Consider the following 23,480-nt stretch of genomic DNA (forward strand, 5'->3'; position numbering starts at 1 on the left):
TTCGGTTGTGCCACGGTCGGTTACAACCATATCCGCGTGACCCACCCCCGCGCGCGCGGCATCCTCGCCGCATGGATGATTTTGCCGACCTGAACCGCCGACTCGAAAGCCTGCTGCGCGAGGGCACCGTGATCGACGTCGATCACGATGCCCGCCGCGTGCGCGTCGAATCGGGCGGACTGCAAACCGACTGGATTCGGTGGCTAGCGCAGCGCACGGGCGACAGCATCACCTGGGATCCGCCGTCGATCGGCGAGCCAGGTCTGCTGCTCTGCCCGTCCGGTGAGCCGACGACCAGCCTCTTTCTCCCTGGCGTCTACTGCGACGGCCACGACGCGCCCAGCTCGAGCCCGACGCAGCACGTCCGCGTCTACAAGGATCTAGCGTGCATCGCGTACGACTTCGCATCACATGCACTCACGGCAGTGCTGCCCGCAGGCGCGACCGTGCGCGTCGTCGCGCCGGTTAGTGTCCGGGTCGAAACCGATGACGCGACCGTCAAGGCGAAGAACGTCACCATCGACGCCGACGACACGGTCGTAACGGGCGCGCTGCGCGTGAAAGGGCCACTCTCCTTCGACTCCGGCGTGACCGGCAAGGACGGGCGTGGAACTGGCGGCCCTGTCATCAAGATTGACGGCAACGCGCGAGTCACCGGCACTGTGACGGCAGACGTCGACGTGCAGGCGCAGAACGTGAGCCTCGTGAAGCACCCGCACGACGCCCAGGGCGAATACGCCCGGACCACGAAGCCGATTCCGGGGGGCGCATGATCGGCATGAATGCACGCACCGGCCGCGCTATCAGCGGCCAGGCCCACATCGAGCAATCCGTCGCGGACATCCTGTTCACGCCGCTCGGCACGCGCGTGATGCGTCGCGACTACGGGTCATTGCTGCCCGAGCTGATCGACGGTCCGATCAATCCGCTGATGCGCATGCGCGTGATGGCAGCGTCCGTCATGGCGTTGGCCCGGTGGGAGCCGCGCATCCAGGTCACCCAGGTCGACTTCTCCGAATCCGGTATTGATGGCGCTGCCATGCTCGAGCTGCACGGCGAACGCACGGATGGCCCAAACGCAGGCATGCCGGTATCGCTACGTGTGCCGACGCCGAACATGCGAGGTAGGTCGTGAGCGCGGCCATGATCGATCTCTCCCTCCTCCCGGCTCCCGACGTCATCGAAACGATCGACTTTGAAACGTTGCTGGCTGAGCGCAAGGCACGGCTCGTGTCCTTCTATCCTGCTGATCAGCAGCAACAAGTCACCGCGACGCTGGACTTGGAATCGGAACCGCTGACGCGTGCGCTGCAAGAAAACGCGTATCGCGAAATGCTCCTGCGTCAATACGTGATCGACTCCGCACGCGCTCTGATGTTGGCTTTCGCCGAGCGCGGAAATCTTGAGCACCTTGCCGCCCTGTTCGGCATTAAGCGACACACGATCAACGAGCCGGATCCGGAAAACGGTATCGACGGGGTCTACGAAGGTGATACCGATCTGCGCTACCGCACGCAGCTCGCACCGCAGGGCTTCTCAGTAGCCGGCCCAGAGGCCGCATATCGCTCGAAAGCTCTCAACGCTGACGGGCGTGTGCGCGATGTGTGGGTCGAAAGCCCTGCAGGAGCTGAAATCGTCGTCACGGTGCTGTCACGTGACGGGGACGGCACGGCAGATAAGCCGCTGCTGGATCGTGTCACTGAAGCCCTGTCTCCGGAAGATGTTCGTCCGATTGGCGATCGCGTGGATGCGAGGAGCGCCATCATCAAGCGATACACGGTGACGGCTACGTTGATTTTCTACGATGGGCCAGATCGTGAGGTCGCATTAAGCGAAGCAAAAAAGCGCGTTGGGAAATTCACGACCGGCATGCACAAGCTCGGTGAAGAGGTCACTCGAGACGGCATTTCCGCGGCCTTGCGCGTGTCCGGGGTCCAGAAGGTCATCCTCCTCGAGCCCGCAACCGACATCCCCGTATCGACGCACGAAGCGGCGTTCTGCACCGAAATCGAGGTGCTCGACGGCGGAATTTACCGAAATGACTGACCTGCTCCCACCCAACGCGACCCCGCTTGAACGCAGCCTCGCGAGAGTCGGTGCACGCATCAGCGATATTCCCGTGCCGATTGACACGCTGATGGATCCGGATCGAATCCCGCTCGCCTTGCTGCCGTGGCTGGCCTGGCACCTTGGCGTAGACACGTGGGACGCCGCGTGGCCGGAAGAACGCAAGCGAGGCGTCGTTCGCAATGCGATTCGTATCTCTCTAATGAAGGGAACTATCGCAGCCGTACGACACGCGATAGAACCTGTCGCGCAACTGATCGAGGTGATCGAGTGGTGGCAGGAGACGCCCCTAGCGAGCCGCGGTACGTTCAGGCTGCGCGTTGGTGTGCTCGATTCTGGCATCACGGAAATCATGCATGCCGAGCTGCTGCGTCTCATCAATAGCGCGAAGCCGGCGAGTCGGCATCTCGCTGGCCTGGACGTCGTCCTCGTCTCGCGCGGGCCGCTCCATCTCGCCGCAGCCTCGTATGACGGCGACATGCAGACGGTCTATCCATACACCCCGAAGCAAATAACCGCGACCGGCTATGTCGTCGTCGGCGGCGGAACCCATGTAATTGACACACTTACTACGCGCCCATGAATCTCGACTACTTCACTCTCCTCACAGAAATCGGTGAGGCACGACTCGCGAATGCGATCGTGCTCGGCCAGAAGCTGGACTTTGTCACGATGAGTTTCGGTGATGGTGCGGGAGCGGTGCCGATCCCGGATCGAAAACAACAGAAGCTCGTGAATGAGGTTCATCGTACGAACATCAATCACGTTTTTCCAGATCCAAACAACCCGAGCTATGTCGTCATCGAGACGGTGTTGCCGGAGAACGTCGGTGGCTGGTGGATTCGTGAATATGCCGTGCATGACAGCGACGGAAACACTCTCGCCGTTGCCAATTGCCCGCCGTCGTATAAACCGATACTCGCCGAGGGTGCAAGCCGAACCCAGACCGTGCGAATGGTGCTTGCGATCGCGAGCGCGGCCAATGTTCAATTGAAGATCGATCCGTCCGTCGTGCTCGCGACGCGCCAATACGTCGACGACATGGTTGCGGCGGCAGCCGGTCGGATCAAGCACGACGTGACCGTGACGTACCCTGTGGGTACGCTCGGCCACATCATCAACAAAGCCGTGTTGAATTCGCCCGCGAATCGCGCGGCTCTGTCGTCGACCCCGATCGTCCTCGTCGGCTGGGGGCAGTCGAATCAGCTCGGCGCCAACAGCGGTGGACCGAATCCGGCTTCGCCATTGGTCAAGAGTTGGGATGCGGTGGCCGGCACTTGGGGGGCGAGCGATTACACGAAGCGCCCGTGGTCGTTGCCGGCTCCGAACGGAAATAGCGGATGCAACAACTTGACGCTGGCGCTCGCCCATCGGCTTGCGGACGAAACTGGTCGCCCGGTCTACATCATTTTCGACGCACGTAGCGGCCGTCCCATCAGCGACTGGATCGGCGCAGGAAAAGAGTCGGAGCGGTATGCGGCCGGAAAGGGAAAGATCGATGCAGCGCTGGCATCGCCGGAACTTGTATCGGCGGGCGTCAAGCGCGTCGACGCGTTCGTGTGGATGCAGGGCGAAGCCGACTATCTGCGCACGTTCGACGAGTATCTCGCGGACCTGAAAACGCTGGTTTCGCAACTTCGGTCAGAGTCGTGGTTTCCGAAAACCACGCCGATCCTGCTTGGCGAAATGTCCGACCTGCATGATCGATATGAACCGAAGAAGGCGATTCAATGGCTCGGCGGCGGAATCGATCCGTGGGTCATCAGTGTCAACTCGAAAGGACTCGCGACGTCCGATCAGACGCACTACCTTGGCGCGGACCTGTGGGAATTCGGTTACCACCGTTTCTATCGGGCATTGCAGCATGTGCCGCGCTCCTGGCACATCCCGCAGACCATCTGGCGGAACCGTGACGGAATTGCAGCGGGGATGCCGGGGGCGAATCCGAAATATGGGGATGCGGTTGTTTATACCGAATCGTCGATTTTTGCGGGGGGCGCGGATCGGAATCCCAATTACAAGGGCGCGCTCGCAGTTGGCCCGGCAGTTTCGCAGGGTGCGGCGAACGGCATCGCCGTCGGCGCGAGTCTGACGGTTACTTCACCAGGTTGCGCCGTGTTCGGTGTCGGATCGTCGGTGTCGGACATTGATTGCCTCGTCGCAGGGTATTTGCACGTCGTGTCGGGCCGGTACAGCGTGGTGTCCGGATATGGCAACACCGTGTCCGGACAGTACGCCGGCGCATTCGGTCGCGGCCATACCGTCGTCGATCCGTACTGCTACGCCTATGGTGGATTCAGCGAATTCAAGACGCCGCGCGCCGATCCCGCCATGCACCAGTTTGGAATTAGCAACGATGCGTCGAAACCGCGCAATGGGCTCACGCTCTTCGCCTCCGGTCTGGCTCTCTTCGGTGGGTCGATCGACTTCAAGGAAGATGCGAAGTCCACCGTCGGAACGCCGAGTCATCGGGCAGACGTCGTGTACGCATCGACCGCAACAATCAACACGTCGGATGCTCGCCTGAAGAAGGTGCGTGGCCCGCTCACGCGCGCAGAAATGGCGGCATGGGCGAGGATCCAGCCTTGCATCTACCAATTCATTGAATCGGTCGAGGAGAAGGGCGAAGAGAGCGCACGGCTGCATGCGGGACTCATTGCACAGGACGTGATGCGGGCATTCGAATCCGAGGGACTCGATCCGGCACGCTATGCGATGTTTTGCATCGACGACGTATTTATCGACGATATTGTCGTCGAGACGAAAACGGTACAACGGCAGAAGACAGTTTCGATGACGGTCCACGAAATCGATATTGTCGACGGCAAGCCGGTACGTACCCCGCGCGAGGTGCTGGTTCCGCAGTTCGTTGAACAGGAGGTCGTCGACGAGTCCGGCGCGGTCGTGATCGATGACGAAACCGGCGAACCGTTGATGTACCGAATACCGGTGATGGAGATGGCCGAGGAGGAAGTGCGTACGCCCGTCAATCGTCCGGCAGGTACGCGATACGGGCTGCGATACACGGAGTGCCTTATGTTCGAGTCGGCGTACCTTAGGACGTTGCATGAAGAAACGCGAGAGCAGTACGACAAACTGACTGCACGCGTTGAACAGCTTGAACGGTAGTCATCGAGCGACGCCGAGGTTGAAGCGAGCTGACAAGTGGGTCGGCGACGACGTGCGTGATGCGGCAACGTCACACATGGCCCGCACCCATAGCTGACGCCCACGATCTTACGCGCCGGCGGCCATTTAGGTTGTGGCGCGACTCTGTACAACCTCCTACGCGTGATCACCGCGCGCGCGAAAGGCAATCTTTCGGAACGCTCAATTCCGGGAGAAAAGCTTGCCTTCTGATTACCACCACGGCGTACGCGTCATTGAAATCAACGACGGTACGCGCCCCGTCCGCACGGTCAGTACGGCCGTGATCGGTCTCGTCAGCACTGGCGACGACGCCGATGCGACCACCTTCCCCGAAAACCGTCCAGTTCTCGTCACGGACGTACAGGCCGCGATTGGCCGCGCCGGCACGAAGGGCACGCTCGCGCGTTCGCTCGACGCGATCGCCGCACAGACCTCGCCGCTAATCGTCGCCGTACGCGTGCCGACCGGCAAGGATGCGAATGCCACAACCGGCAACGTGATCGGCACGACCACAGCGGACGGCCAGTACACCGGCATGAAAGCACTGCTCGCCGCGAAAAGCCGGCTCGGCGTCAAGCCGCGCGTGCTCGGTTGCCCCGGTCTGGACACGCTGCCCGTCGCGGCCGAGCTGGCAACGATCGCGCAGAAGCTGCGCGGCTTCGGCTACGTCAGCGCCTTCGACTCGAAGACGAAGGAAGAGGCGGTCGCCTATCGCGCGAATTTCGGTCAGCGCGAGCTGATGACGATCTGGCCGGACTTCGTGAACTGGAACACCGCGACCAACGCCGAGGACATCACCTGGGCGACGGCACGTGCACTGGGTATGCGCGCGAAGATCGACGAGCAAACCGGCTGGCACAAGACGATCTCGAACGTCGTCGTGAACGGCGTCACCGGCATCAGCCGCGACGTGTTCTGGGACCTACAAGACCCGAACACCGACGCCGGATACCTCAACAGTCACGAAGTCACCACGCTGGTGAACGCCAATGGCTACCGTCTATGGGGGTCCCGCACCTGTTCCGAGGACAAGCTCTGGGCGTTCGAGAACTACGTTCGCAGCGCGCAGGTGATCGCCGACACGATGGCCGAGGCGCACATGTGGGCGGTCGACCAGCCAATGAGCCGGACGCTGATCCGCGACGTCGTCGACGGCGTGAACGCGAAGTTCCGCGCGTGGAAAACGGCTGGCTACGTGATCGACGGCGAATGCTGGTTCGATCCGGACGCGAACGACAAGGATTCGCTGAAGGCGGGTAACGGCTTCATCGACTACGACTTCTGCCCGGCCCCGCCGCTCGAAAACCTGACATTCCGCCAGCGCATCACGGATCGTTACCTGCTCAAGTTCGCGGAAAGCATCGCCGTCTGACGGCCCGCCACTCACCATAGGAAAACGCAATGGCTCTGCCATCCAAACTCAAGAATTTCAACGTGTTCGAGGACGGCGTCTCGTTCGTCGGCGAGGTGCCCGAGATCCAGTTGCCAAAGCTCACGCGCAAGATGGAGGCGTATCGCGGCGGCGGCATGAACGCTGAGGTCGACATCGACCTCGGCATGGAGAAGCTCGAGCTGGGCGTCACGATGGGCGGCTTCATGAAGGAGATGTTCAAGACATGGGGCACGTCGAAGATCGACGGCGTATCCGTACGCTTCGCCGGTTCCTATCAGCGCGACGACACCGAGGAAACCGATGGGGTCGAGGTGTACGTGCGCGGTCGCTACAAGGAAATCGACCCCGGAAAGGCCAAGGCCGGCGACAACGCCGACCAGACCGGAACGATGTCGCTGTCGTATTACCGCCTCGTCGTGAACGGCGAAACCCTGATCGAGATCGACATCCCGAACTTCGTCGAGATGGTCGGCGGCGTCGATCGCCTCGCCCAACAGCGCCGCCACCTGGGCCTGTAACCCCTACTCCCCCGCCCTCTAAGGAATGACCATGTCTCTGAAACGAACCGACGCGCTGCGCCTCGACACCCCGATTGTCCGCGGCGAGCAAAAAATCGAAGCCGTCACGCTGACCTTGTCGGGTAGCGGTGCGCTGCGCGGCGTCACGCTCACCGATGTCCTGCAGCTCGACGTCATCGCTCTGTCGAAGGTGTTGCCACGCATCAGCAGCCCGACGCTGACCGACCAGGACGTGCTGCGCATGGACCCGGCCGACCTGGTCAAGCTCGGCACGGAGCTTGCCGGTTTTTTGGTACCGAACTCCGTGAAGCAGGACGCATCCCTCGATCCGTCGACGAAGTGATGGCCGACATCGCCCTCGTTTTCCACTGGACGCCCGACGTGATGCACGCCATGTCTCTTGATGAGTTGATGACCTGGCGCGAGCACGCCCGCGTCCGCTACGAGCGAGGCGATGAATGAGTGACCGTTCCCTGCGCCTCGAGGTCGTCCTCAAGGCGCTCGACCAGGCGAGCCGGCCGATCCGCGAGATCGCCACGAAGAACCGCACGCTCGTGAAGGAGCTGCGGGATTCCCGCACACGCCTCAAGGAACTCAACGATACGCAGCGGCGCGTTGGCGAGTTCCGCGAGATGCGCACGGGGCTCGCCAACACCGCGACGAAGCTCGCTGACGCACAGAAGAAGGTCAAGGAACTCGCGACGTCGTTGCGCGCGTACGGGCCGCCGTCGCAACAGATGGTTGCCGAGCTGGCGAAGGCGCGGCAAGCCTCATCGAAGCTCGGCGCCGCGTTCAAGAAGCAATCCGCCAGCGTCGACGAGCTGCGCAATCGGCTGAGCCGCGCCGGCGTCGACGCGGGCAGGCTTTCCCAGCATGAGCGCACGCTGCGCACCGACATCGCCGCAACGACCGGAGCGATCGACGCTCAATCGCGCCGGCTCGACGCGCTGAACACCCGGCAGAAGCGCATCGCGGATACGCGCGCGAGGATGGGCGCAGCGCGCGGCGCGGCGGCGGAATTGGCCGTCGGCGGATACGCCGCGCGTGCGACTGGGTCGCACATCCTCAACGATCTGCGCGAACCGCTCGCCGAGGCGAAGAAGGTGCAGAACGAGCGCGGCCGCATCCAGGCGCTCGGCCTGGGCGACCACGCCACGCAGGACGCTGAGCGCTACGTGCGCTCGATGAAATCAATCGGCGTGTCGACGTCCGAGAACATGACGCTGATGCGTGACGCGATGTCCATTTTCGCGGACGAGCATCATGCACAGATGGTCATGCCGACGCTCGCGAAGATGAAGTTCGCGAACGAGGCGATGTTCGGTGCCGGCCAGGGGCACGAGAACGAAGAAAAGTTCATGAACATGCTGAAAGTGATCGAGCTGCGCGGCGGCACGAAAAGCGAAGCGAAGTTCAAGAGCGAAGCGAACATGGTCCAGCAGGTGCTGTCCGCTACCGGCGGCCGCGTCGGCGGCGACGAGTGGCGCAACTTCATCCAGACCGGCAAGGTCGCCGCGAAGCAGATGCGCCAGGACGCGTTCTATTACCAGATGGAGCCGCTGATTCAGGAAATGGGCGGGCATGCCGCCGGCACTGGCGTGCAGGCCGCGTACAGCAACCTGATGCAGGGCAAAACGACCGTGCGCGCATCGAAGCGCCTGGTCGAGCTGGGCCTCGTCGACAAGAAAGACGTCGAACACACGACGACCGGTACGATCAAGCGCATCAAGCCCGGCGCGCTGCTGCAGGGCGACCTCTTCAACGCGTCGCCGTTCGAGTGGATGGAGAAGGTGCTACTGCCGAAGCTGAAGGCCAAGGGCATCACGTCCGACGCGAAGATCCTGGAGGAATTCTCCACGATCATGACGAACGGCAACGGCGCGAATCTGTTCGCCACGATGTACATGCAGCGCGAGCAGATTCACAAGAACGAAAAACTGAACCGTGGCGCGTACGGCATCGACAAGCTGCACGAGCTGGGCCAAAAGCAAACGGAAGGGAAGGCGCTGATCGCGCTCGAGAAGGTGCGCAACCTGCGCACCGTCATCGGCGAGCAGGTCCTTCCCGCGTACAACCGCGCACTCGAGCTGACGACGAACGTGCTCGAGCGGCTGCTCGGCTTCGCGAAGGAATATCCGAATTTCACACGCGCGGTCGCAATCGGCGCGGCCGGCTTCGGCGTCCTGCTCGCTGTGCTCGGCACGTTGACGATAGCGCTCGCCGGCATCCTCGGGCCGCTGGCGATCGTGCGCTTCAGTATGTCGATGCTCGGGATTCAGGGCGGCGCATTCGTGCGTGCGCTCGGCGCCAGTGCTGGCGCGCTGCGCGGCATTTCGCGTGCAGCGTCCGGCGCAGCCGCCGGCGTCACGGCAGCCGGCAAGGGCACGCAGTCCGCAGCCGGGCGCATCCGCACGGCCCTGTCGAGCGCATGGCAGGCGTCGTCGCCTCGAGCGGCCACGTCGTCACTGCGCGCCTATGTCGCGTCGCTCGCCCAGCGCGTGCCGGCCGCGTGCCAGGCCGCGAAGGCGTCGATCCAGCAATGGGGCGTGTCGGCCGCGACCGCGATGAAGGATGGCGCCAGCACCGCGCGGCAGTACACCGTCCAGGCGTGGCGGGCCGTAGCCGCCCAGGCGGCCGCGGCACGCGCAGCAGCAGGGTCGCGCTGGAACGCTGCCCGGCAGTACGTCGCCCGGCGCGGCGCGTCCGGCATGGCCGTCGACGCCACGCGCGGCGGCCTCGACCTGGTCAAGGGCGGCACGATGGGCGCGATCAACGGCATGCGCGCTGCGCTCGGCGGGCTCGCGCAGACGCTGCTGTTCGTCGGCCGCGCCGCGTTGACGAATCCGATCGGACTGGTGATTGCCGGCATCGCGCTCGCCGCGCTCCTGGTCATCAAGTATTGGGAGCCAATCAAGGTGTTTTTCTCGGGCTTTTGGCAGGGGCTGACGGACGGCCTGCGTCCGCTCGCGCCGATCTTCAGCGGCGTGCTCGCGACGCTCGGTGCGGCCTTCGCGCCTCTGAAGCCCGTGTTCGACTGGCTGGTCGGTGCCGTGAAGAGCGCATGGGACTGGATCATGCGTCTGTTGGGACCGGTCGACGCGAGCAAGAAAAGCCTCGACGCGGCGGCCAGCGCTGGCAAGGGGTTCGGCGCGTGGCTCGCGGATATCGTCGTTGTCGCGGCGCAGGCTGCTGCGCGCTTCGTCGACTTCGGCGCGAACCTGATGTCCGGCCTGGTCAACGGCATCAAAAGCGGCCTGGGCTCGGTCAAGGATGCGATCGAGTCGGCCGGCGGCAGCGTGATCGGCTGGTTCAAGGAAAAGCTCGGCATCCATTCGCCGAGCCGCGTGTTCGCGGCGCTGGGTGGCTTCACGATGGCCGGCCTTGAGCAGGGCCTGCGCGAGGGGCAGGATGGGCCGCTGTCGACTGTGCTCGAAGTCGGCAAGCGGATCGTTGCCGCCGGCGCTGGCATCGGCATCACGGGCGCGGCGATCGCCAGCGGTGCACCGCTCACGGTCGACAACCGCCCGCCGCTCACGGTCGCGTCGTCCGGTGCACGCGCGCCGGCCGCGCCGGCGCCGATCACGATCAACGTGTACGCGGCGCCGGGCATGGACGCGCATGCAATCGCGCAGGAAGTTCGCCAGGTGCTGCGCCAGGAACAGGCCGCACGGGGCGCGCGCGAGCGCTCGCGTCTGCGCGACCGCGATTGAAGGAGAGGTTGTCATGATGATGGCGCTCGGGCTGTTCGTGTTCAGCCTGTCTACCCTGCCCTATCAGGAGCTAAAGCGCCGGCGAGGCTGGCGCTTCGCCAGCAACAACCGCGTCGGCAAAAAGCCCGCGCGGCAGTACGTCGGCGAGGACGACGAAACCATCAGCATGTCCGGCGTGCTGCTGCCCGAGCTGACGGGCGGCGACATGTCCCTCGCCGTCATTGAAGCAATGGCCGACCAGCACACCGCGTGGCCGCTGATCGAGGGCACCGGCCACATTTACGGCATGTTCACGATCGACAACATCGACACGACGCGCACGCTGTTTTTCGACGACGGCACCGCGCGGCGCATCGAGTTCACCATTGCCCTGACGCGCAACGATGATCTCGACATGCTCGGCATCGTGACGGACGCCATCAAAGGGGCGATCTCGCTATGAACCTGGCTGACATCCCCGGAGCCGACCTGGTGCAGAAGGTCGTGATCGCCGACGATCGCGTGCCGCGTGCAATCTACTCGATCACGCTCAACGGCAAGAACATCACGAAGAAATTCGACGGCCGGCTGATCTCGCTGACGCTGCACGACAACCGCGGCTTCGAAGCGGACCAGCTCGATATCAGCCTCGACGATTCTGACGGCGCCCTCGAGATCCCGAGTCGCGGCGTCACACTGAAGCTGGCGATCGGCTGGGCCGGCGCGGCAAACGGCCTGGTCGACAAGGGCGAATTCATAGTCGATGAGGTTCGGCACACCGGCACGCCGGACGTGTTGACGATCCGCGCGCGCAGCGTCGATCTGCGCGCGGGCCTGTCGATCAAAAAGGAGCGCTCCTGGCATCGGCAGACGGTCGGCGCGATCGTGCGCGCGATCGCCAGTCAGAACAAGGTCGAGGCACGAATCAGCAAGGCGCTCGACGGGCAGCTCGTCGACCACATCGACCAGACGGCCGAGTCGGACGCCAATCTGCTGTCGCGCCTGGCGAAGATGTTCGACGCGATCGCCACCGTGAAGAATGGGCTGCTGCTCTTCATCAAGGCCGGCGAGGCAACCACGGCGAGCGGCAAGGCACTGCCGGCCGTTACGATCACGCGCGACGTCGGCGATCGTCATGAGTTCGGCGTCGCCGATCGGGACACGTATTCCGGCGTGCAGGCGTTCTACCTCAACACTCGCACCGCGAAGAAACAATCGACGACCGTGAAGCGGCGCCGGCGTCGCACGACGGCGAAGAAGAAGCCGATCGACAAGAGTGGCGACGTGCTGTTCGGTACGGCCGAGAATGTGAAGACGTTGCGGCACACGTACGCAAACAAGGGGAACGCGACGCGTGCGGCGAAGGCAGAGTGGGAGAAGTTGCAGCGCGGCGTCGCCGAATTCAGCATCGTGCTGGCGCTCGGTCGCCCCGAGCTGATGACCGAATTGCCTGTAACCGTGCGTGGTTACAAACGTGTCATCGACGATTGCAAATGGATCATCGCACGCGTTACACATTCGATCGACGGTAACGGCGGATTTACATCGGACCTCGATCTAGAGGTCAAGGCGTCCGAGGTGCCGGGGATCGACACCTCGACCGACGCCGAGTAGACGTCTCGCGATTTAGGCTGGTTCTGCCCCGAACCATGCCCCGATCTGCTCGCTACGTGTGTGCCAGAGCTTCACATCGTTGAAGACCTTCGACGCAGACTTGCCGGACTTCTCGTCGAAATCGCTCATCAGTGATACAACGACCGGGCCTACCGTCTTTGTCGTGCCGTTAGGGACAGCGGCCGTCAGAGCAGCTGTAGACGCAATGATGATGTTCGCTCCTGACTTCACCGTGCCGTCGCCGGCACCCATGAATACGACGCTGATCAGCTTACCCGTGGACTTGCTGACGGACCCGATCACGTACAGGTTGTCGTTGAGTGCGGATTTGAACGTATCGGCGGCGTCTCCTTTCTCCACCCGTGGTTTGATTCGGAAGGGCTCCTTCAGGTTTGCCATGATGCCATTGAAGTTTTTCGCGTACTGATCTGGCGTCATGTCCAGATTCTTTTCGGCGGCTTCCACGTCCACAGGCGAACCTTCCTTTTGTTCGGTCTTCGTTTCTACAGCCGAACTTTCCTTTTGCTGAGCAGCTTTCGATGTTACGGCGCTTGCCGCGCCATCTGATGATGGGCTTTCGTTACCCTTCTGGTCGGAGCAACCGTATATGCCAACCACCAACATCAACGCGAATAGAGCCGTGCTGGCGAATCCCGCAATATTGAGTACTTTCTTCATCGATCCCCCGGATGCTTGGCAATTGATTGCCTGTTAGAAATTTGTCGAGCGTGCGTTCCGTTTAGCGCCGGCCACCAGAAGCGCGCTCCCATCGCGCACCTCGCTCTCCGTCGGCAGTGCACTGCTGGCGAATGCCCGCCTGCATGACAACGCCGCCAGGTGAATAGCGATTACCACCGTACTCGCAATGAGGCGGAGGTTCTGCTGCTTGGGTTTGTGCGGACGCATCGAGATGGGGCACTACGACATACAGCACGACAGCTATGGCCATCGCTGCAGTCACCCCAATGGACACTGCAAACCAGGGGGATCGCTTTTTCCGTGGTTGTGCGGGTACAGCTGGAGGTGCCGGTTCCACTGGCGTCGTGGCAACGACAGGTGGCACCGGATCGCTCGGCGCTACTGGCTGCGGCACTGCGGGAGCTGGTTCTTTGACTTCCTTTGGGGCTAGCACACCTAGCGTCTGCCCGAGCGTGCCGTTCCGTATCCAGCCATCGAGGTATTTGATTGCCCGCTCGTACACATTGCGCGGCATCTCATCCATTCTCTCGAATTCGAACACCGTCATGAGCCGACGGTACACCATCAGCTTATCGGTGCCGGTCTTCGCCTGTATTTCGAACGCTTTGCGCGCGATTGCGTTGCGCTGCCTGTCGCTGATGAACTGCGTCACGATCGGCTTCGGTCCAGAGCCGTGGAAATGCACATTGACGTTTGTCTGCGCGCTGTTGCTCTTCACATCCCCGCCAGCAACTTGCCCGACGTCACCACTGAACTTCTGAATCATTGACTTCGTTTTCTCCTACGGCTGGCCCTACCGTTTGGCGCTCTCTCACTACCCTCAGGTGTCCCGTTTCTTTTTTCGCCCCGCCCCGCCTACATTGATCGTAAAAGGTGCAGTGAGGTCACCCGTGACGTGTTGCCCGACGTTCGCACCCTCAAAATTCTGATGAACCGTTGTGGTCTTCCCCGCCTTCGGTGCGGGTGGAACCTGCTGCGTCATTCCCGCGATCATGCCCAGCACGCCAGCGCGCCCCTTCGCATCGAGCGAACGATACCCCGCGAGCAAAACCCCTTCGTCCCCCGACAGGTGGGACGTATTGCGTTGCCCGGTGAGGATGTAGAGCACATCGACCCCAACGGCAGCGATCTGCGCCAGATACACGGCATCAGGCGCTCGTTCCCCTTTTTCATAGAGGACTTGCGTTTTCTCCGTCACGCCGCCGCGTTCTGCAAACGCGCGCTGCGATAGAGACGTGCGCTTCCGTTCATCGCGCAATCGATCACCAATACTTACCATTTGGTTTGTTTTTTGTTGCATACACACCGAACGGTGTGTATCATCAGTGTTGTGCAAGGTTAACGAAGGGAAGTATACCGTCATGGTTAAAAAGAAAGCCCCCATCCGGCGCTCGCCGCGCGGCGTTCTGTCCAACAAACCCGTCTACATGCGCCTGATGCCGGACGAGCGCCGCACGCTCGAGGAACTGTCCGCATGCCAAAACAGGTCGACATCCAGCGTTGCACGGCTGATCTATCTGGAGGGCGTCGAGCAATACCGCGCCAAAGTTATCGACTCGTCCGCTCAACCGCACTCAAGTTCTTTTGCCGGGCGTTGAGTCATGCAACCGGCTGCCCTCATCGAACCTGCGCTGCGCCATGCGCTGCATGGCCCCAAACGTCACGAAGTGCAAACAGCGCTCGGATGGGACGACTCCGAAGTCAGTCGATTCCTGAGCGGTGGCAAGGGCATCGTCATCGACAAGATTGACACGCTTGTTGCGGCGGTGGGCTTCGTGTGCGTGACCCGCAAATATCTCGACGCTGTAGCGACCTTGGGCGAAGTCGGCATGTTCTGCCAATGCGCGCGCCAAGGTCGCGGCGAATGCAGCCGCCAGTAGGAGCATCCGAATGAAATTGAAGTGCCATCACTGCGGCAGCCGCGCCGTCATCCGGACCAGCCGCACGCTGTCCGCTCTCGTTCGCGAAGCGTACTGCCAGTGCACCAACATTGAATGCGCGACGACCTACAAGATTCACGTCGCGACCGTCCATACGATCGCGCCGAGTCTGACGCCGAATCCCAACGTCTACCTGCCCGTCGGCAAGGTTGACCGGCTGCCGACTGATCCGCGCCAGCTCCCGCTGATCGACGCCTAACCCCTAATCGCTGTTTTTGTTCAACGCCCATCGCACCCGCCTTCGCGGGCGCGAGGGACTCCTTTTGCCTGAAATTCCGGAGACCTCATGCAAACGCCGACTCCCGCCGCTCACGTCACCCCCCTCGCCGCATCGCTCGACTACGACCAGCGCATCACATACCTGCAGAAGCTCTGCGCCGCGGACGTGCGCGTAGACGTGTTCGTCGCATCCGCCCGTGCGCTCGGTTTCGTCGTGTCCTGGGACCTCGCCCGCGGCACGCCATTGCTCGCCTGGATGCACTGAAGCGATGCGTGCGCCCCTCACCGACATCGACCTGCGCGCGACGTGGCGCCGCCTGCGCATGGTCGGCGATTTCGACTCGCTTCACCCGGCCGCCCGCCACGCCTTCGAATGCACGGCGAGCGTGTGGCGAGATCGGGAACCGGCACCCGAACCATCGCCCATCGACGGGAAGCGCCGCGCCGCGAACGACTTCGACTGACCCATCCGCGCCGGCCGCCGGCGCACTCATCTGGAACTACACCATGAAGCCTTACGTTTTCGGCGTCGGCGTGCTGCTGATGCTTTCCTTCTCGCTCACTGGCATCTACTGCCTGGTTGCCGACGTGCTGCGTCTATTCAACGTTCGCCACGTCCGCCCGATCGCTTTCGTGATCGGCGTCGCAGCGATGTTCTTCCTGGCCGTGGTGCTGGCCTGGTCCGTTCCGCCTCGGGGATGATCTGATGACGACCGCCCCCACCATCCGCTACGAACTGCTGACGTCGGCCGGCCTGTGTACCGTCGCCGGCGATCACGTCGTCATCCCGAACAACGCCAGCGCCGCGTTCGGCATCCACGCCGAGCCGCACGTCCGCGACGGCCACCCCGAAAAATGGGTTGTCACGCATCTGGCCTCGGGCCTGCGCGTCGGCCACGGCGCGACGCGCATTTCGGCGCTCGCGGCCGCGACGTCCAACGTCGAGCGCAACCGCGATCGCCTGCGCCAGATGCTCGACCAGGCGATGACCGCGCGCTACGAGCTGCAGCACGCCGTTCAACGCCTGCAGCAGAACCACCACGACATCCTCGGAGGCGCCGCAGCATGACGCACACGAACACTCCCCACGACGCCGCGCTCGCGGCCGCCATTACGGCGGCGGCCGACGTCCTGCGCTTCGATCACCAACCCGGCGGCATGCAGCGCGTCGCGACGCTCGCGCTGTTCGTCACGCTGCTCGGCGATCGCCTGGCGCTCGGCTTCCCGGCTTCTGCCGCCGCGCTCAAGGCGATCGTCGAAAGCCCCGCGACGCCCGGCAACCCTGCCGCCCTCTCCCTGCATCAGCAGCAATAACGATGGCCACGATCGACGAACTGAAACAACGTATCGACCTGCACGACCTTGCCGATCGCCTTGGCATGAAGCGCGGTCGCGGTGGCGATAAAGCGCTTTATCACTCGCCGCAGCACGACGACAAGAGCCCGTCCCTGTCGATCTTCATGAACCACCCGAAGCACGGCACCGGCTGGCGCGACCACAGCGCCGACATCGGCGGTTCGTGCATCGACCTGGTCATTCACGCGCGCGGCGGCAGCGTCGCCGATGCCGTGCGCTACCTACACGACGCGTACGGCATTCCGCTCGACCGGCCGACGCCAGCCGAGCGCCGCGAAAAAACAAAGTTCGAATACATCGCCGACTGCTGTTTCGCTGAACGCGATCGCGTGCGCGACTACCTCGGCGGCCGCGGCATCTCTGTCGCAGCGATCGACGCTGCGATCGCCGCGCGCTCGCTCGGCTTCAACACCTGGACCAGCCCGAAGGCCGCCGCCGGCGAAGTGGGGCACGGCGGGCCGGCCGCCGCGTTCATCGTCCGCGCGCCGGGCGACGCGCGCGTCGTCGCCGTCGACATGCGCTACATCGATCCGGCGCTCAACGGCGGCGTCAAGACGCAGACCCAGGGCGACAAGGCCGGCTACGGCTGGACGGCCGATCCTCGCCGGCTCGACAAGGCGAAGCGCGTGTTCATCGTCGAAAGCGCGATCAACGCGCTGTCGATCGACACCTGTGCGATGCCTGGCACCGCGGCCCTCGCACTGCGCGGCCTGGCGAACGTCGACGACATCGACTTCGCGTTCCTGCGGGGGAAACAGGTCATCGTCTGCCTGGACAACGACGAACCGTTCGCGGACGGCCACCCGCGCGCTGGCCGTCGCCCTGGTCCGGAAGCCGCCTGGGCGCTCTACGAACGGCTTACGGCGCTGAACATCAGCGCCGTGCTCGTCGACCAGGCCGGCTGGCTCGCCGATCTCGCGGACGGCGAGAAAACAGCGAAGCCGATCAACGATGTGAACGACTACCTGCAGATGCGCGGTCCGCTCGATCTGTCGCGCGCGCTCGAGCAGCTCGAGCCCTGGCTCATCGCCGGCCTGGTCGGCGACGCCACGCGTCGCGGCCGACCGCGCATCTTCCTGCCGCCGCACGACTTCGCACAGTACTGGCGTTTCCGCGTCCGGCCGGACTTCACCAGCTACATCACGAAGATGGACCGCAACGAGGAATCGGGCGTCGAGACGCCCGTCATGACGGATCTGTGCGGCTTCCGCATTGCCGGCATCAGCCGCGTGTCGGTCGCGAGCGCGACGTCGACGATGACGGGCGACGCCGACCAAGCGCCCGCCGTCTACTTCGCCGTGTCCGTCCAGGCGCCGCGCCACGGCGCGCAGCTCGTGCGCCGCGTGATGCTCGACGACCAGCTCCACAACGTCGACCAGTGGGGCAAGTTCGGCCCGATCTGGTCGCCGGCGCCGTTCAAGCGCATGGTGAACATCCTCGAGCGCGGAGCCGACCTCGGCGCGCGCCAGGCGGCGAACTTCGTCGGGCTCGCCTGGCGCGACGGCCGCCTGATCGTCAACGAAGGCCCGGACTGCTATTTCACCGAAGCCGACAAGCAGTGCCCGTATCACAACCTGACCTTCCCGACCGGCCCGGCCGGCGACGCGCGCCGCGTCATCACCGCGTACCAGGCGACGTTCAAGCAGAACGCCGCAACGATCCCGCTCGTGTGGGCGCTCGGCGGCCACCTGAAGGCGCTGCTCGGCTTCTGGCCGCACATCACGATCCAGGCGAACAAGGGCGCCGGCAAATCGACGCTCATCAAGCGGCTCGAGCGCTCGCTCGCGTTCACGATGTTCTCCGGGCAGTCGCTGCAGACCGAGTTCCGCCTGTTGACCAGCATCAGCCACACGAGCCACCCGGTCGGATGGGAAGAGCTGTCCGCGCGCCGGCAGGACGTGATCGACAAGGCCGTCGGGCTGCTGCAGGAGAACTACCAGTACACCGTGACGCGTCGCGGCAGCGACATGACGGAATATCTGTTGTGCGCGCCCGTGATGCTGGCCGGCGAAGACGTGCCTGTGCGCAGCCTGCTCGGCAAGCTCGTGCGCACGACCCTGACCGGCAAGCGCGGCCCGCTCATGCCCGACGACCTGCCCCGCTTCCCGGTTCGGCAGTGGCTCGAATTCCTCGCGGGCTTGGACAAGCGCGCCGTGGCCGACCAGTACGCCACGCTGCGCGACAAGGCGCTTGGGAAGTGCATCGCGAGCGGCGAGGACGACGGCGCGAAACGGATGGCCGGCAACTACGCGGCCGTCGCCCTGGCCTGGCGCTACCTGTGCGAATTCGCTGGCATGGACCCGAGCGAAGGCGACTTCCCGCGCGACCTACTCGCCGAAATGAACGGCCACATCGCCGAGACGAGCGCCGACCGCGAGCCGTGGGTCTGGATCATGGAAACCGTGTTGTCGGAGATCGACGGCGGCAACTACAAGCACCCGTTCACGTTCGACACCATCGACGGCGAGTTCTGCCTGCTGCTGCGCACCGGCCACGTGATGGACCACATTGCGCACACGAGCGCGCTGCGCGACAAATGGAACGGCCTGCCCGTGAAATCCGACCGCGTGTTCAAGGCGCAGCTCAAGCACGCCGGCGTCGTCGTCGGCGAGAAAGAAGTCGAGCGCCGCATCTACACCCGCCGCGTGCCGTACCTGACGCCGATTTCGCTCGACCGCTTGGCCGGCTTCGGACTGCACGTGTCGATTCGCGAAGACCTAGCCACCGACGCGACCGAACAGCGGAGCCGAGCATGACGCCCTCTCAGCCGATGCGGCCGCCGTGCTGTTCGGTTCCCCCCGTCCCCCCCACAAGTCGAAACGGCCGGGCAACAGCGCGGGCCTTGAAGGAAGGGGGCCGCGTGGGCCGGTTTTTCCACAGGGGACGGGCAGGCAGTACACGCGAATCGTGGTTTTCGGGAGTATCCGCTCGTAAGTCTTTGATTCCTGAAGCGAATGCCGCCACGTGCCGCCCTGTATTTGCCACTAGTTGGACCGTTTTTGCCACTAGTCCGGCTTTTGCGACGGCCGCCGTCGTCCCTTTCTCTCTTCTCTCTAATTCATTGAAAAAGAAGAAGAAAGAATACGTAGAAGGGGCGGAAATTGACCGAAATGCCCTGCCACGAGTCGGACGCGCTTTGCCACGAGTCGCGGACGCTGCCTATTTTTTAGGCCACGACTCCGAAGGGGGTGCCACGGGTTTTTCATGGCAAATGATGGCGAGAATAAACTTTATTAATCAAATAGTTAAATGCGCGACGCAATGCAAACCACGTGTCCACGAGTTGTTCTGCGCCCCCTCCCTCTGCGCACCAACGATCAGGCAGGGCATGCATACGCTAGCCAGACCAACTTGCTCACCCTGACAACGCAAGAAATCTACGAGGCAACTGGATACCGCCAACCAGCCAGACAACTTCGCGCCCTCGCGATCGCGGGAATTCCAGCCGATCGCCGACCTGACGGCAGCGTGCGAGTTTGGCGGCACCACGTGCTCGGTTTCGCCGCTCAAGAAAAAACGCTCAACCGGAAACGCCCAAAACTAACCTCTGACATCAAGGACACCACGAAATGATCCGACGCCGTCAAAGCCCCTCTTTCCTGCCCGCTCGTGTCTACGAGAAGCACGGGTCTTGGTGGTTCGTCGACAAGGACCGCAAATGGCACAAGCTCTGCCGCGTCAAAGACGGCATCGTCCGCCTGTACGAATCGCTGGCCGAGTTCACGCGTGCATCCGACAGCAAGGCAGCGCTCGAGAACACGATGCCGGCCCTCATCGACGACTGGGTGCGGAAAAAGCTTCCAGCGTATGCGCCGAAGACTCGCAGCAACTACGTCAAGATGATTGGACTCATTCGGAAGGAGTTTGGCCCCCAATGGTTGATCGAGGACGTCAGGCCGACCGATGTTGCTCAGTTCCTGGACAAGCATTTCCACGACAAGCCGAGTAGCAGCAACAAACACAAGGCATTGCTGTCGCTGATCTTCATGCATGCCGTTCGGCGTGGATTTTGCGACCGCAATCCCGCGCGCGAGATCGGCGCGGCCAAGGAAAAGAAACGGGATCGCTACATCACCGACGACGAGCTGGACGCAGTGCGGGCGGCCATCGTTGCCAGTGCCGGCTACAAGACATCGTCCGCACGGTCGATCCTGTGCCTGATCGACCTGGCGTACCAGACCGCTCAACGTATCGGCGACCTTCTCGCGCTCAACTGGCAGAACGTGTCCGACGAGGGTATTTCGTTTCACCCGAGCAAGACGGTCAACAGCAGCGGCGTGCGCCTGTTGATCGAGATGACACCGGACCTGAGAGAAACATTGGATCGAGCGCGCGGCGGCAAGATCACCGCGATCGGGCCGGTGATTTGCACGCATGCCGGCGGCCGCTTCACCTACATCGGCGCGTACTCAGGGTGGAAACGCGCTTGCCAGCGCGCACGATCGGCGTACGAGAAAGACTGCGACGAAAGGGGAATCACCCCGAACCCGATATATCTAGTCGGCATGCATTTCCACGATCTGCGGGCGAAGGCGCTGACCGATCTGAAGCGGCAGCGGGGTGCGGCGGCAGCGCAATCGCTGGCCGGCCACACGACCGAAAGCATGACGGCGCACTACACGAAATCACGCGAAGTGGAACGCGTCCAACCAGTCCCATTGAAGCGTGCAAGTTAGACACTGACGCTCATGTTAGACACGAAGGCTCCCCGGATCATCCGGGGAGCCTTATACCGCAAGGGCTTGTCACTGAAACGCCACTTCCGCAAAACTCCGCAGCTTCCGGCTATGCAGCTTGTCGAGCCCGTTCGTGCGCAGGATCTCCATCGCCTTCACGCCGATCTGCAAATGCTGGTCGACCTGCCCGCGATAGAACGTGTCGGCCATGCCCGGCAGCTTCAGCTCGCCGTGCAGCGGCTTGTCGGACACGCACAGTAGCGTGCCGTACGGCACGCGGAACCGGAACCCGTTCGCGGCGATCGTCGCGCTTTCCATGTCGAGCGCAATCGCACGGCTCTGCGACAGCCGCTGCACGGGCTCGCGGTGATCGCGCAGCTCCCAGTTGCGGTTGTCGACGCTCGCGACCGTGCCCGTGCGCATCACGCGCTTCAGTTCGGCGCCTTCGAGACGGGTGACCTCGGCCACGCCGCGCTCGAGCGCGAGCTGCACTTCGGCGAGCGCCGGGATCGGCACCCACAGCGGCAGGTCCGCATCCAGCACGTGGTCCTCGCGCACGTAACCGTGCGCGAGCACGTAGTCGCCGAGGCGCTGCGTGTTGCGCAGGCCCGCGCAGTGGCCGAGCATCACCCACGCGTGCGGTCGCAGCACCGCGATGTGATCGGTGATCGTCTTCGCGTTCGACGGACCGACACCGATGTTGACCATCGTGATCCCGCTGCCGTCCGGGCGCTTCAGGTGATACGCGGGCATCTGCGGCAGCCGCGGCGGCGCGGCGCCCTCGGCCGGCTCGCTGCCGAGGTTCGCGTTGTACGTGATGACATCGCCCGGCTCGACGAACGCGCTGTACTGGCTGCGGTACGCGCGCACCTCGGGATCGTCGCTCTCCGTCATCATCGTGCGGCCGAGCTTCACGAATTCGTCGATGTAGAACTGGTAGTTCGTGTAGAGCACGTAGTTCTGGAAGTGCGTGGGCGACGTCGCCGTGTAGTGACGCAGCCGGTGCAGCGAGAAGTCGACGCGCGCGGCGGTAAACAGCGCGAGCGGATGCGGCTCGCCGGGCGCCGGCTCGAACGTGCCGTTGACGATGCGGTCGTCGAGGTACGACAGGTCGGGCGTGTCGAAGATGTCGCGCATCGCGAGCAGGCGGTCGCGGTCGAGCTCGCCTTCGAGGTGGATGCCTTCGGGAAATGCGAAGTGAACCGGAATCGGCTGCGACGACACGCCGATCTCGATCTTCACATGGTGGTTCTTCGCCAGCAGGCGCAGTTGCTCGCGATAGTAGTTCGCGAACAGGTCGGGGCGCGTGACGGTCGTCTCGAACACGCCGGGGCCCGCGACGAAACCGTACGAACGGCGCGAATCGACGTGCGTGTTGACGTCGGTACGAATCCGCACGAACGGATAGCACGCACGCACGTGCTCGGTGATCGGTTCGTGGCGGCGATAACGCGCGAAGGCATCGCGCAGGAAGCCCGTGTTGGTGTCGTAGATGGCCGACAGCCGCGCGACGGCGGCGACGGAATCGTCGAATGCTTCGACGGGCGGACTCTCGGGCGTCAGCACCCGATGCCGGCGGCTCAAATCGTTCTTCATTTTCATCACCTCGTCTGATCGGACGACATTACCACGGAACCCGGTCATGCTCATGGCCACTCGCTTGCACGCCGCTTGCACGCGAGGGCCGGGCCGCGCGCAGTATTTGCTAAAATCGGAAGGTTCACTGGAGACTCATCATGAAGCCGCTCATTCTCGTCGCCGCTGCCGCCGTGTTCGCGGGCACGTTTGCCGCTGCCGGCGCCGCTTACGCCGCCGGCGGCACGCCCGACGCCGACGCGCAGGCCCGAGCCGAGGCCAACGAAGCCGCCGGCCTGCCCGATCTCCGCAAGATCAACCGGCCGGGCGCCGAAGTCACGTCGAAAGTCGACTTCGCCGACATCCGCCGCACGCCGAGCTTCCATGCAAAGAGCAAGAACGGCACCGAGGTCACCGAGTATCGCGATCGCGGCAAGCCGGTCGAGATCGACGTGAAGTCGAACTTCGGCACGCGCTACCAGATGAGCTCGACGCTCGACACGTCGCCGAAGCCGCACGACGCGGGCGTCCCGATCACGCGCCTGCCGTCGGTCAACCTGCGCTACTGATTTCCTGCCGCGCCG

28 protein-coding genes are annotated in these 23,480 nt (G+C 63.5%); 24 read left to right on the top strand and 4 right to left on the bottom strand.

What is annotated here, in order from left to right; translation table 11 throughout:
• Positions 1–71: 71 nt before the first annotated feature.
• The 12 genes from NQV17_RS06145 to NQV17_RS06200 all read left to right on the top strand — a co-directional run bounded on the left by NQV17_RS06145 (position 72) and on the right by NQV17_RS06200 (position 12,431).
• Positions 72–773, top strand: coding sequence for a phage baseplate assembly protein V (locus tag NQV17_RS06145; RefSeq protein WP_257770480.1), 702 nt, complete (start codon positions 72–74; stop codon positions 771–773).
• Positions 770–1,135, top strand: a complete 366-nt coding sequence (locus NQV17_RS06150; RefSeq protein WP_257770482.1) for a GPW/gp25 family protein — start codon at positions 770–772, stop codon at positions 1,133–1,135. Before NQV17_RS06145 ends, NQV17_RS06150 begins: the two co-directional genes overlap by 4 nt.
• The gene (locus NQV17_RS06155) at positions 1,132–2,046 is read left to right on the top strand and encodes a baseplate J/gp47 family protein (protein WP_374692679.1); all 915 of its coding nucleotides are present in this window, start codon (positions 1,132–1,134) and stop codon (positions 2,044–2,046) included. Before NQV17_RS06150 ends, NQV17_RS06155 begins: the two co-directional genes overlap by 4 nt.
• Positions 2,039–2,650 carry a phage tail protein I gene (locus NQV17_RS06160; protein ID WP_257770486.1) on the top strand — a complete coding sequence of 204 codons (612 nt, stop codon included), beginning with the start codon at positions 2,039–2,041 and terminating at the stop codon, positions 2,648–2,650. Before NQV17_RS06155 ends, NQV17_RS06160 begins: the two co-directional genes overlap by 8 nt.
• Positions 2,647–5,196 carry a phage tail protein gene (locus tag NQV17_RS06165; protein WP_257770488.1) on the top strand — a complete coding sequence of 850 codons (2,550 nt, stop codon included), beginning with the start codon at positions 2,647–2,649 and terminating at the stop codon, positions 5,194–5,196. The genes NQV17_RS06160 and NQV17_RS06165 overlap by 4 nt, the downstream gene beginning before the upstream one ends.
• Positions 5,197–5,416: 220 nt before the next feature.
• Positions 5,417–6,589, top strand: coding sequence for a phage tail sheath protein (locus NQV17_RS06170; protein WP_257770490.1), 1,173 nt, complete (start codon positions 5,417–5,419; stop codon positions 6,587–6,589).
• A 29-nt stretch (positions 6,590–6,618) separates the two neighbouring features.
• Complete coding sequence (locus NQV17_RS06175; protein ID WP_257770492.1) at positions 6,619–7,128, top strand: phage major tail tube protein; 510 nt, start codon at positions 6,619–6,621, stop codon at positions 7,126–7,128.
• Between the two features lie 31 nt (positions 7,129–7,159).
• Positions 7,160–7,471, top strand: coding sequence for a phage tail assembly protein (locus tag NQV17_RS06180; protein ID WP_257770494.1), 312 nt, complete (start codon positions 7,160–7,162; stop codon positions 7,469–7,471).
• Positions 7,471–7,590 (top strand): GpE family phage tail protein, encoded by a 120-nt coding sequence (locus tag NQV17_RS06185; RefSeq protein WP_257770496.1) that lies wholly within the window; start codon positions 7,471–7,473, stop codon positions 7,588–7,590. The genes NQV17_RS06180 and NQV17_RS06185 overlap by 1 nt, the downstream gene beginning before the upstream one ends.
• Positions 7,587–10,838 carry a hypothetical protein gene (locus NQV17_RS06190; protein ID WP_257770498.1) on the top strand — a complete coding sequence of 1,084 codons (3,252 nt, stop codon included), beginning with the start codon at positions 7,587–7,589 and terminating at the stop codon, positions 10,836–10,838. The genes NQV17_RS06185 and NQV17_RS06190 overlap by 4 nt, the downstream gene beginning before the upstream one ends.
• Positions 10,839–10,851: 13 nt before the next feature.
• Positions 10,852–11,280 carry a phage tail protein gene (locus NQV17_RS06195; RefSeq protein WP_257770500.1) on the top strand — a complete coding sequence of 143 codons (429 nt, stop codon included), beginning with the start codon at positions 10,852–10,854 and terminating at the stop codon, positions 11,278–11,280.
• Positions 11,277–12,431: a phage late control D family protein gene (locus NQV17_RS06200; RefSeq protein WP_257770502.1), complete on the top strand. Its 1,155-nt coding sequence runs from the start codon at positions 11,277–11,279 to the stop codon at positions 12,429–12,431. Before NQV17_RS06195 ends, NQV17_RS06200 begins: the two co-directional genes overlap by 4 nt.
• 12 nt (positions 12,432–12,443) lie before the next feature.
• On the opposite strand, the gene NQV17_RS06205 is transcribed toward NQV17_RS06200, so the two are convergent.
• From NQV17_RS06205 to NQV17_RS06215, 3 genes are all read right to left on the bottom strand, one after another.
• A complete protein-coding gene (locus NQV17_RS06205) occupies positions 12,444–13,109 on the bottom strand; it encodes a hypothetical protein (protein ID WP_257770504.1) in 666 nt (221 codons plus the stop codon).
• Between the two features lie 61 nt (positions 13,110–13,170).
• Positions 13,171–13,896 (bottom strand): alpha/beta hydrolase, encoded by a 726-nt coding sequence (locus NQV17_RS06210; RefSeq protein WP_257770507.1) that lies wholly within the window; start codon positions 13,894–13,896, stop codon positions 13,171–13,173.
• Positions 13,897–13,950: 54 nt separating this feature from the next.
• A complete protein-coding gene (locus tag NQV17_RS06215; RefSeq protein ID WP_257771206.1) occupies positions 13,951–14,409 on the bottom strand; it encodes a helix-turn-helix domain-containing protein in 459 nt (152 codons plus the stop codon).
• Between the two features lie 82 nt (positions 14,410–14,491).
• On the opposite strand from NQV17_RS06215, the gene NQV17_RS06220 reads away from it, so the two are divergent.
• The 11 genes from NQV17_RS06220 (at position 14,492) to NQV17_RS06270 (ending at position 21,321) form a co-directional block, all read left to right on the top strand.
• On the top strand, positions 14,492–14,728 hold the full coding sequence (locus tag NQV17_RS06220; RefSeq protein WP_257770509.1) for a hypothetical protein: 237 nt from the start codon (positions 14,492–14,494) through the stop codon (positions 14,726–14,728).
• A 3-nt stretch (positions 14,729–14,731) separates the two neighbouring features.
• Entirely contained in the window at positions 14,732–15,010 is a 279-nt protein-coding gene (locus NQV17_RS06225) for a DNA-binding protein (RefSeq protein WP_257770511.1), read from the top strand.
• Between the two features lie 10 nt (positions 15,011–15,020).
• A complete protein-coding gene (locus tag NQV17_RS06230) occupies positions 15,021–15,269 on the top strand; it encodes an ogr/Delta-like zinc finger family protein (RefSeq protein WP_257770513.1) in 249 nt (82 codons plus the stop codon).
• An 87-nt stretch (positions 15,270–15,356) separates the two neighbouring features.
• Complete coding sequence (locus NQV17_RS06235; protein ID WP_257770515.1) at positions 15,357–15,554, top strand: hypothetical protein; 198 nt, start codon at positions 15,357–15,359, stop codon at positions 15,552–15,554.
• A gap of 4 nt (positions 15,555–15,558) precedes the next feature.
• Positions 15,559–15,753 carry a hypothetical protein gene (locus tag NQV17_RS06240; RefSeq protein WP_175908440.1) on the top strand — a complete coding sequence of 65 codons (195 nt, stop codon included), beginning with the start codon at positions 15,559–15,561 and terminating at the stop codon, positions 15,751–15,753.
• Between the two features lie 43 nt (positions 15,754–15,796).
• Positions 15,797–15,991 (top strand): hypothetical protein, encoded by a 195-nt coding sequence (locus NQV17_RS06245; protein WP_257770520.1) that lies wholly within the window; start codon positions 15,797–15,799, stop codon positions 15,989–15,991.
• A 4-nt stretch (positions 15,992–15,995) separates the two neighbouring features.
• Positions 15,996–16,358, top strand: a complete 363-nt coding sequence (locus tag NQV17_RS06250; protein WP_257770522.1) for a hypothetical protein — start codon at positions 15,996–15,998, stop codon at positions 16,356–16,358.
• A complete protein-coding gene (locus NQV17_RS06255; protein ID WP_257770524.1) occupies positions 16,355–16,603 on the top strand; it encodes a hypothetical protein in 249 nt (82 codons plus the stop codon). The genes NQV17_RS06250 and NQV17_RS06255 overlap by 4 nt, the downstream gene beginning before the upstream one ends.
• Before the next feature lie 2 nt (positions 16,604–16,605).
• Positions 16,606–19,401 (top strand): toprim domain-containing protein, encoded by a 2,796-nt coding sequence (locus NQV17_RS06260; RefSeq protein WP_257770526.1) that lies wholly within the window; start codon positions 16,606–16,608, stop codon positions 19,399–19,401.
• Positions 19,402–19,906: 505 nt separating this feature from the next.
• Positions 19,907–20,218: a DUF4224 domain-containing protein gene (locus NQV17_RS06265; protein WP_257771208.1), complete on the top strand. Its 312-nt coding sequence runs from the start codon at positions 19,907–19,909 to the stop codon at positions 20,216–20,218.
• Positions 20,215–21,321 carry a tyrosine-type recombinase/integrase gene (locus NQV17_RS06270; protein ID WP_257770528.1) on the top strand — a complete coding sequence of 369 codons (1,107 nt, stop codon included), beginning with the start codon at positions 20,215–20,217 and terminating at the stop codon, positions 21,319–21,321. Before NQV17_RS06265 ends, NQV17_RS06270 begins: the two co-directional genes overlap by 4 nt.
• Before the next feature lie 69 nt (positions 21,322–21,390).
• Here NQV17_RS06270 and NQV17_RS06275 read toward each other — a convergent pair whose 3' ends face one another.
• Positions 21,391–22,917 carry an AMP nucleosidase gene (locus tag NQV17_RS06275; protein ID WP_257770530.1) on the bottom strand — a complete coding sequence of 509 codons (1,527 nt, stop codon included), beginning with the start codon at positions 22,915–22,917 and terminating at the stop codon, positions 21,391–21,393.
• A gap of 140 nt (positions 22,918–23,057) precedes the next feature.
• Here NQV17_RS06275 and NQV17_RS06280 point away from each other — a divergent pair, with 140 nt between their 5' ends.
• Entirely contained in the window at positions 23,058–23,465 is a 408-nt protein-coding gene (locus tag NQV17_RS06280) for a hypothetical protein (protein ID WP_257770532.1), read from the top strand.
• Positions 23,466–23,480 lie beyond the last annotated feature (15 nt).

Source organism: Burkholderia sp. SCN-KJ (assembly GCF_024656005.1).
In the GTDB taxonomy this organism is placed as follows: Bacteria; Pseudomonadota; Gammaproteobacteria; order Burkholderiales; family Burkholderiaceae; genus Burkholderia.

Coding starts and splice junctions, on each gene's coding strand:
- NQV17_RS06210 (WP_257770507.1), bottom strand. CDS start 13,896: ATGATTCAGAAGTTCAGTGGTGACGTCGGGCAAGTTGCTGGCGGGGAT.
- NQV17_RS06265 (WP_257771208.1), top strand. CDS start 19,907: ATGCAAACCACGTGTCCACGAGTTGTTCTGCGCCCCCTCCCTCTGCGC.
- NQV17_RS06270 (WP_257770528.1), top strand. CDS start 20,215: ATGATCCGACGCCGTCAAAGCCCCTCTTTCCTGCCCGCTCGTGTCTAC.
- NQV17_RS06145 (WP_257770480.1), top strand. CDS start 72: ATGGATGATTTTGCCGACCTGAACCGCCGACTCGAAAGCCTGCTGCGC.
- NQV17_RS06275 (WP_257770530.1), bottom strand. CDS start 22,917: ATGAAGAACGATTTGAGCCGCCGGCATCGGGTGCTGACGCCCGAGAGT.
- NQV17_RS06280 (WP_257770532.1), top strand. CDS start 23,058: ATGAAGCCGCTCATTCTCGTCGCCGCTGCCGCCGTGTTCGCGGGCACG.
- NQV17_RS06180 (WP_257770494.1), top strand. CDS start 7,160: ATGTCTCTGAAACGAACCGACGCGCTGCGCCTCGACACCCCGATTGTC.
- NQV17_RS06225 (WP_257770511.1), top strand. CDS start 14,732: ATGCAACCGGCTGCCCTCATCGAACCTGCGCTGCGCCATGCGCTGCAT.
- NQV17_RS06260 (WP_257770526.1), top strand. CDS start 16,606: ATGGCCACGATCGACGAACTGAAACAACGTATCGACCTGCACGACCTT.
- NQV17_RS06230 (WP_257770513.1), top strand. CDS start 15,021: ATGAAATTGAAGTGCCATCACTGCGGCAGCCGCGCCGTCATCCGGACC.
- NQV17_RS06245 (WP_257770520.1), top strand. CDS start 15,797: ATGAAGCCTTACGTTTTCGGCGTCGGCGTGCTGCTGATGCTTTCCTTC.
- NQV17_RS06160 (WP_257770486.1), top strand. CDS start 2,039: ATGACTGACCTGCTCCCACCCAACGCGACCCCGCTTGAACGCAGCCTC.
- NQV17_RS06255 (WP_257770524.1), top strand. CDS start 16,355: ATGACGCACACGAACACTCCCCACGACGCCGCGCTCGCGGCCGCCATT.
- NQV17_RS06165 (WP_257770488.1), top strand. CDS start 2,647: ATGAATCTCGACTACTTCACTCTCCTCACAGAAATCGGTGAGGCACGA.
- NQV17_RS06175 (WP_257770492.1), top strand. CDS start 6,619: ATGGCTCTGCCATCCAAACTCAAGAATTTCAACGTGTTCGAGGACGGC.
- NQV17_RS06240 (WP_175908440.1), top strand. CDS start 15,559: ATGCGTGCGCCCCTCACCGACATCGACCTGCGCGCGACGTGGCGCCGC.
- NQV17_RS06250 (WP_257770522.1), top strand. CDS start 15,996: ATGACGACCGCCCCCACCATCCGCTACGAACTGCTGACGTCGGCCGGC.
- NQV17_RS06185 (WP_257770496.1), top strand. CDS start 7,471: ATGGCCGACATCGCCCTCGTTTTCCACTGGACGCCCGACGTGATGCAC.
- NQV17_RS06235 (WP_257770515.1), top strand. CDS start 15,357: ATGCAAACGCCGACTCCCGCCGCTCACGTCACCCCCCTCGCCGCATCG.
- NQV17_RS06215 (WP_257771206.1), bottom strand. CDS start 14,409: ATGGTAAGTATTGGTGATCGATTGCGCGATGAACGGAAGCGCACGTCT.
- NQV17_RS06195 (WP_257770500.1), top strand. CDS start 10,852: ATGATGATGGCGCTCGGGCTGTTCGTGTTCAGCCTGTCTACCCTGCCC.
- NQV17_RS06150 (WP_257770482.1), top strand. CDS start 770: ATGATCGGCATGAATGCACGCACCGGCCGCGCTATCAGCGGCCAGGCC.
- NQV17_RS06205 (WP_257770504.1), bottom strand. CDS start 13,109: ATGAAGAAAGTACTCAATATTGCGGGATTCGCCAGCACGGCTCTATTC.
- NQV17_RS06220 (WP_257770509.1), top strand. CDS start 14,492: ATGGTTAAAAAGAAAGCCCCCATCCGGCGCTCGCCGCGCGGCGTTCTG.
- NQV17_RS06190 (WP_257770498.1), top strand. CDS start 7,587: ATGAGTGACCGTTCCCTGCGCCTCGAGGTCGTCCTCAAGGCGCTCGAC.
- NQV17_RS06200 (WP_257770502.1), top strand. CDS start 11,277: ATGAACCTGGCTGACATCCCCGGAGCCGACCTGGTGCAGAAGGTCGTG.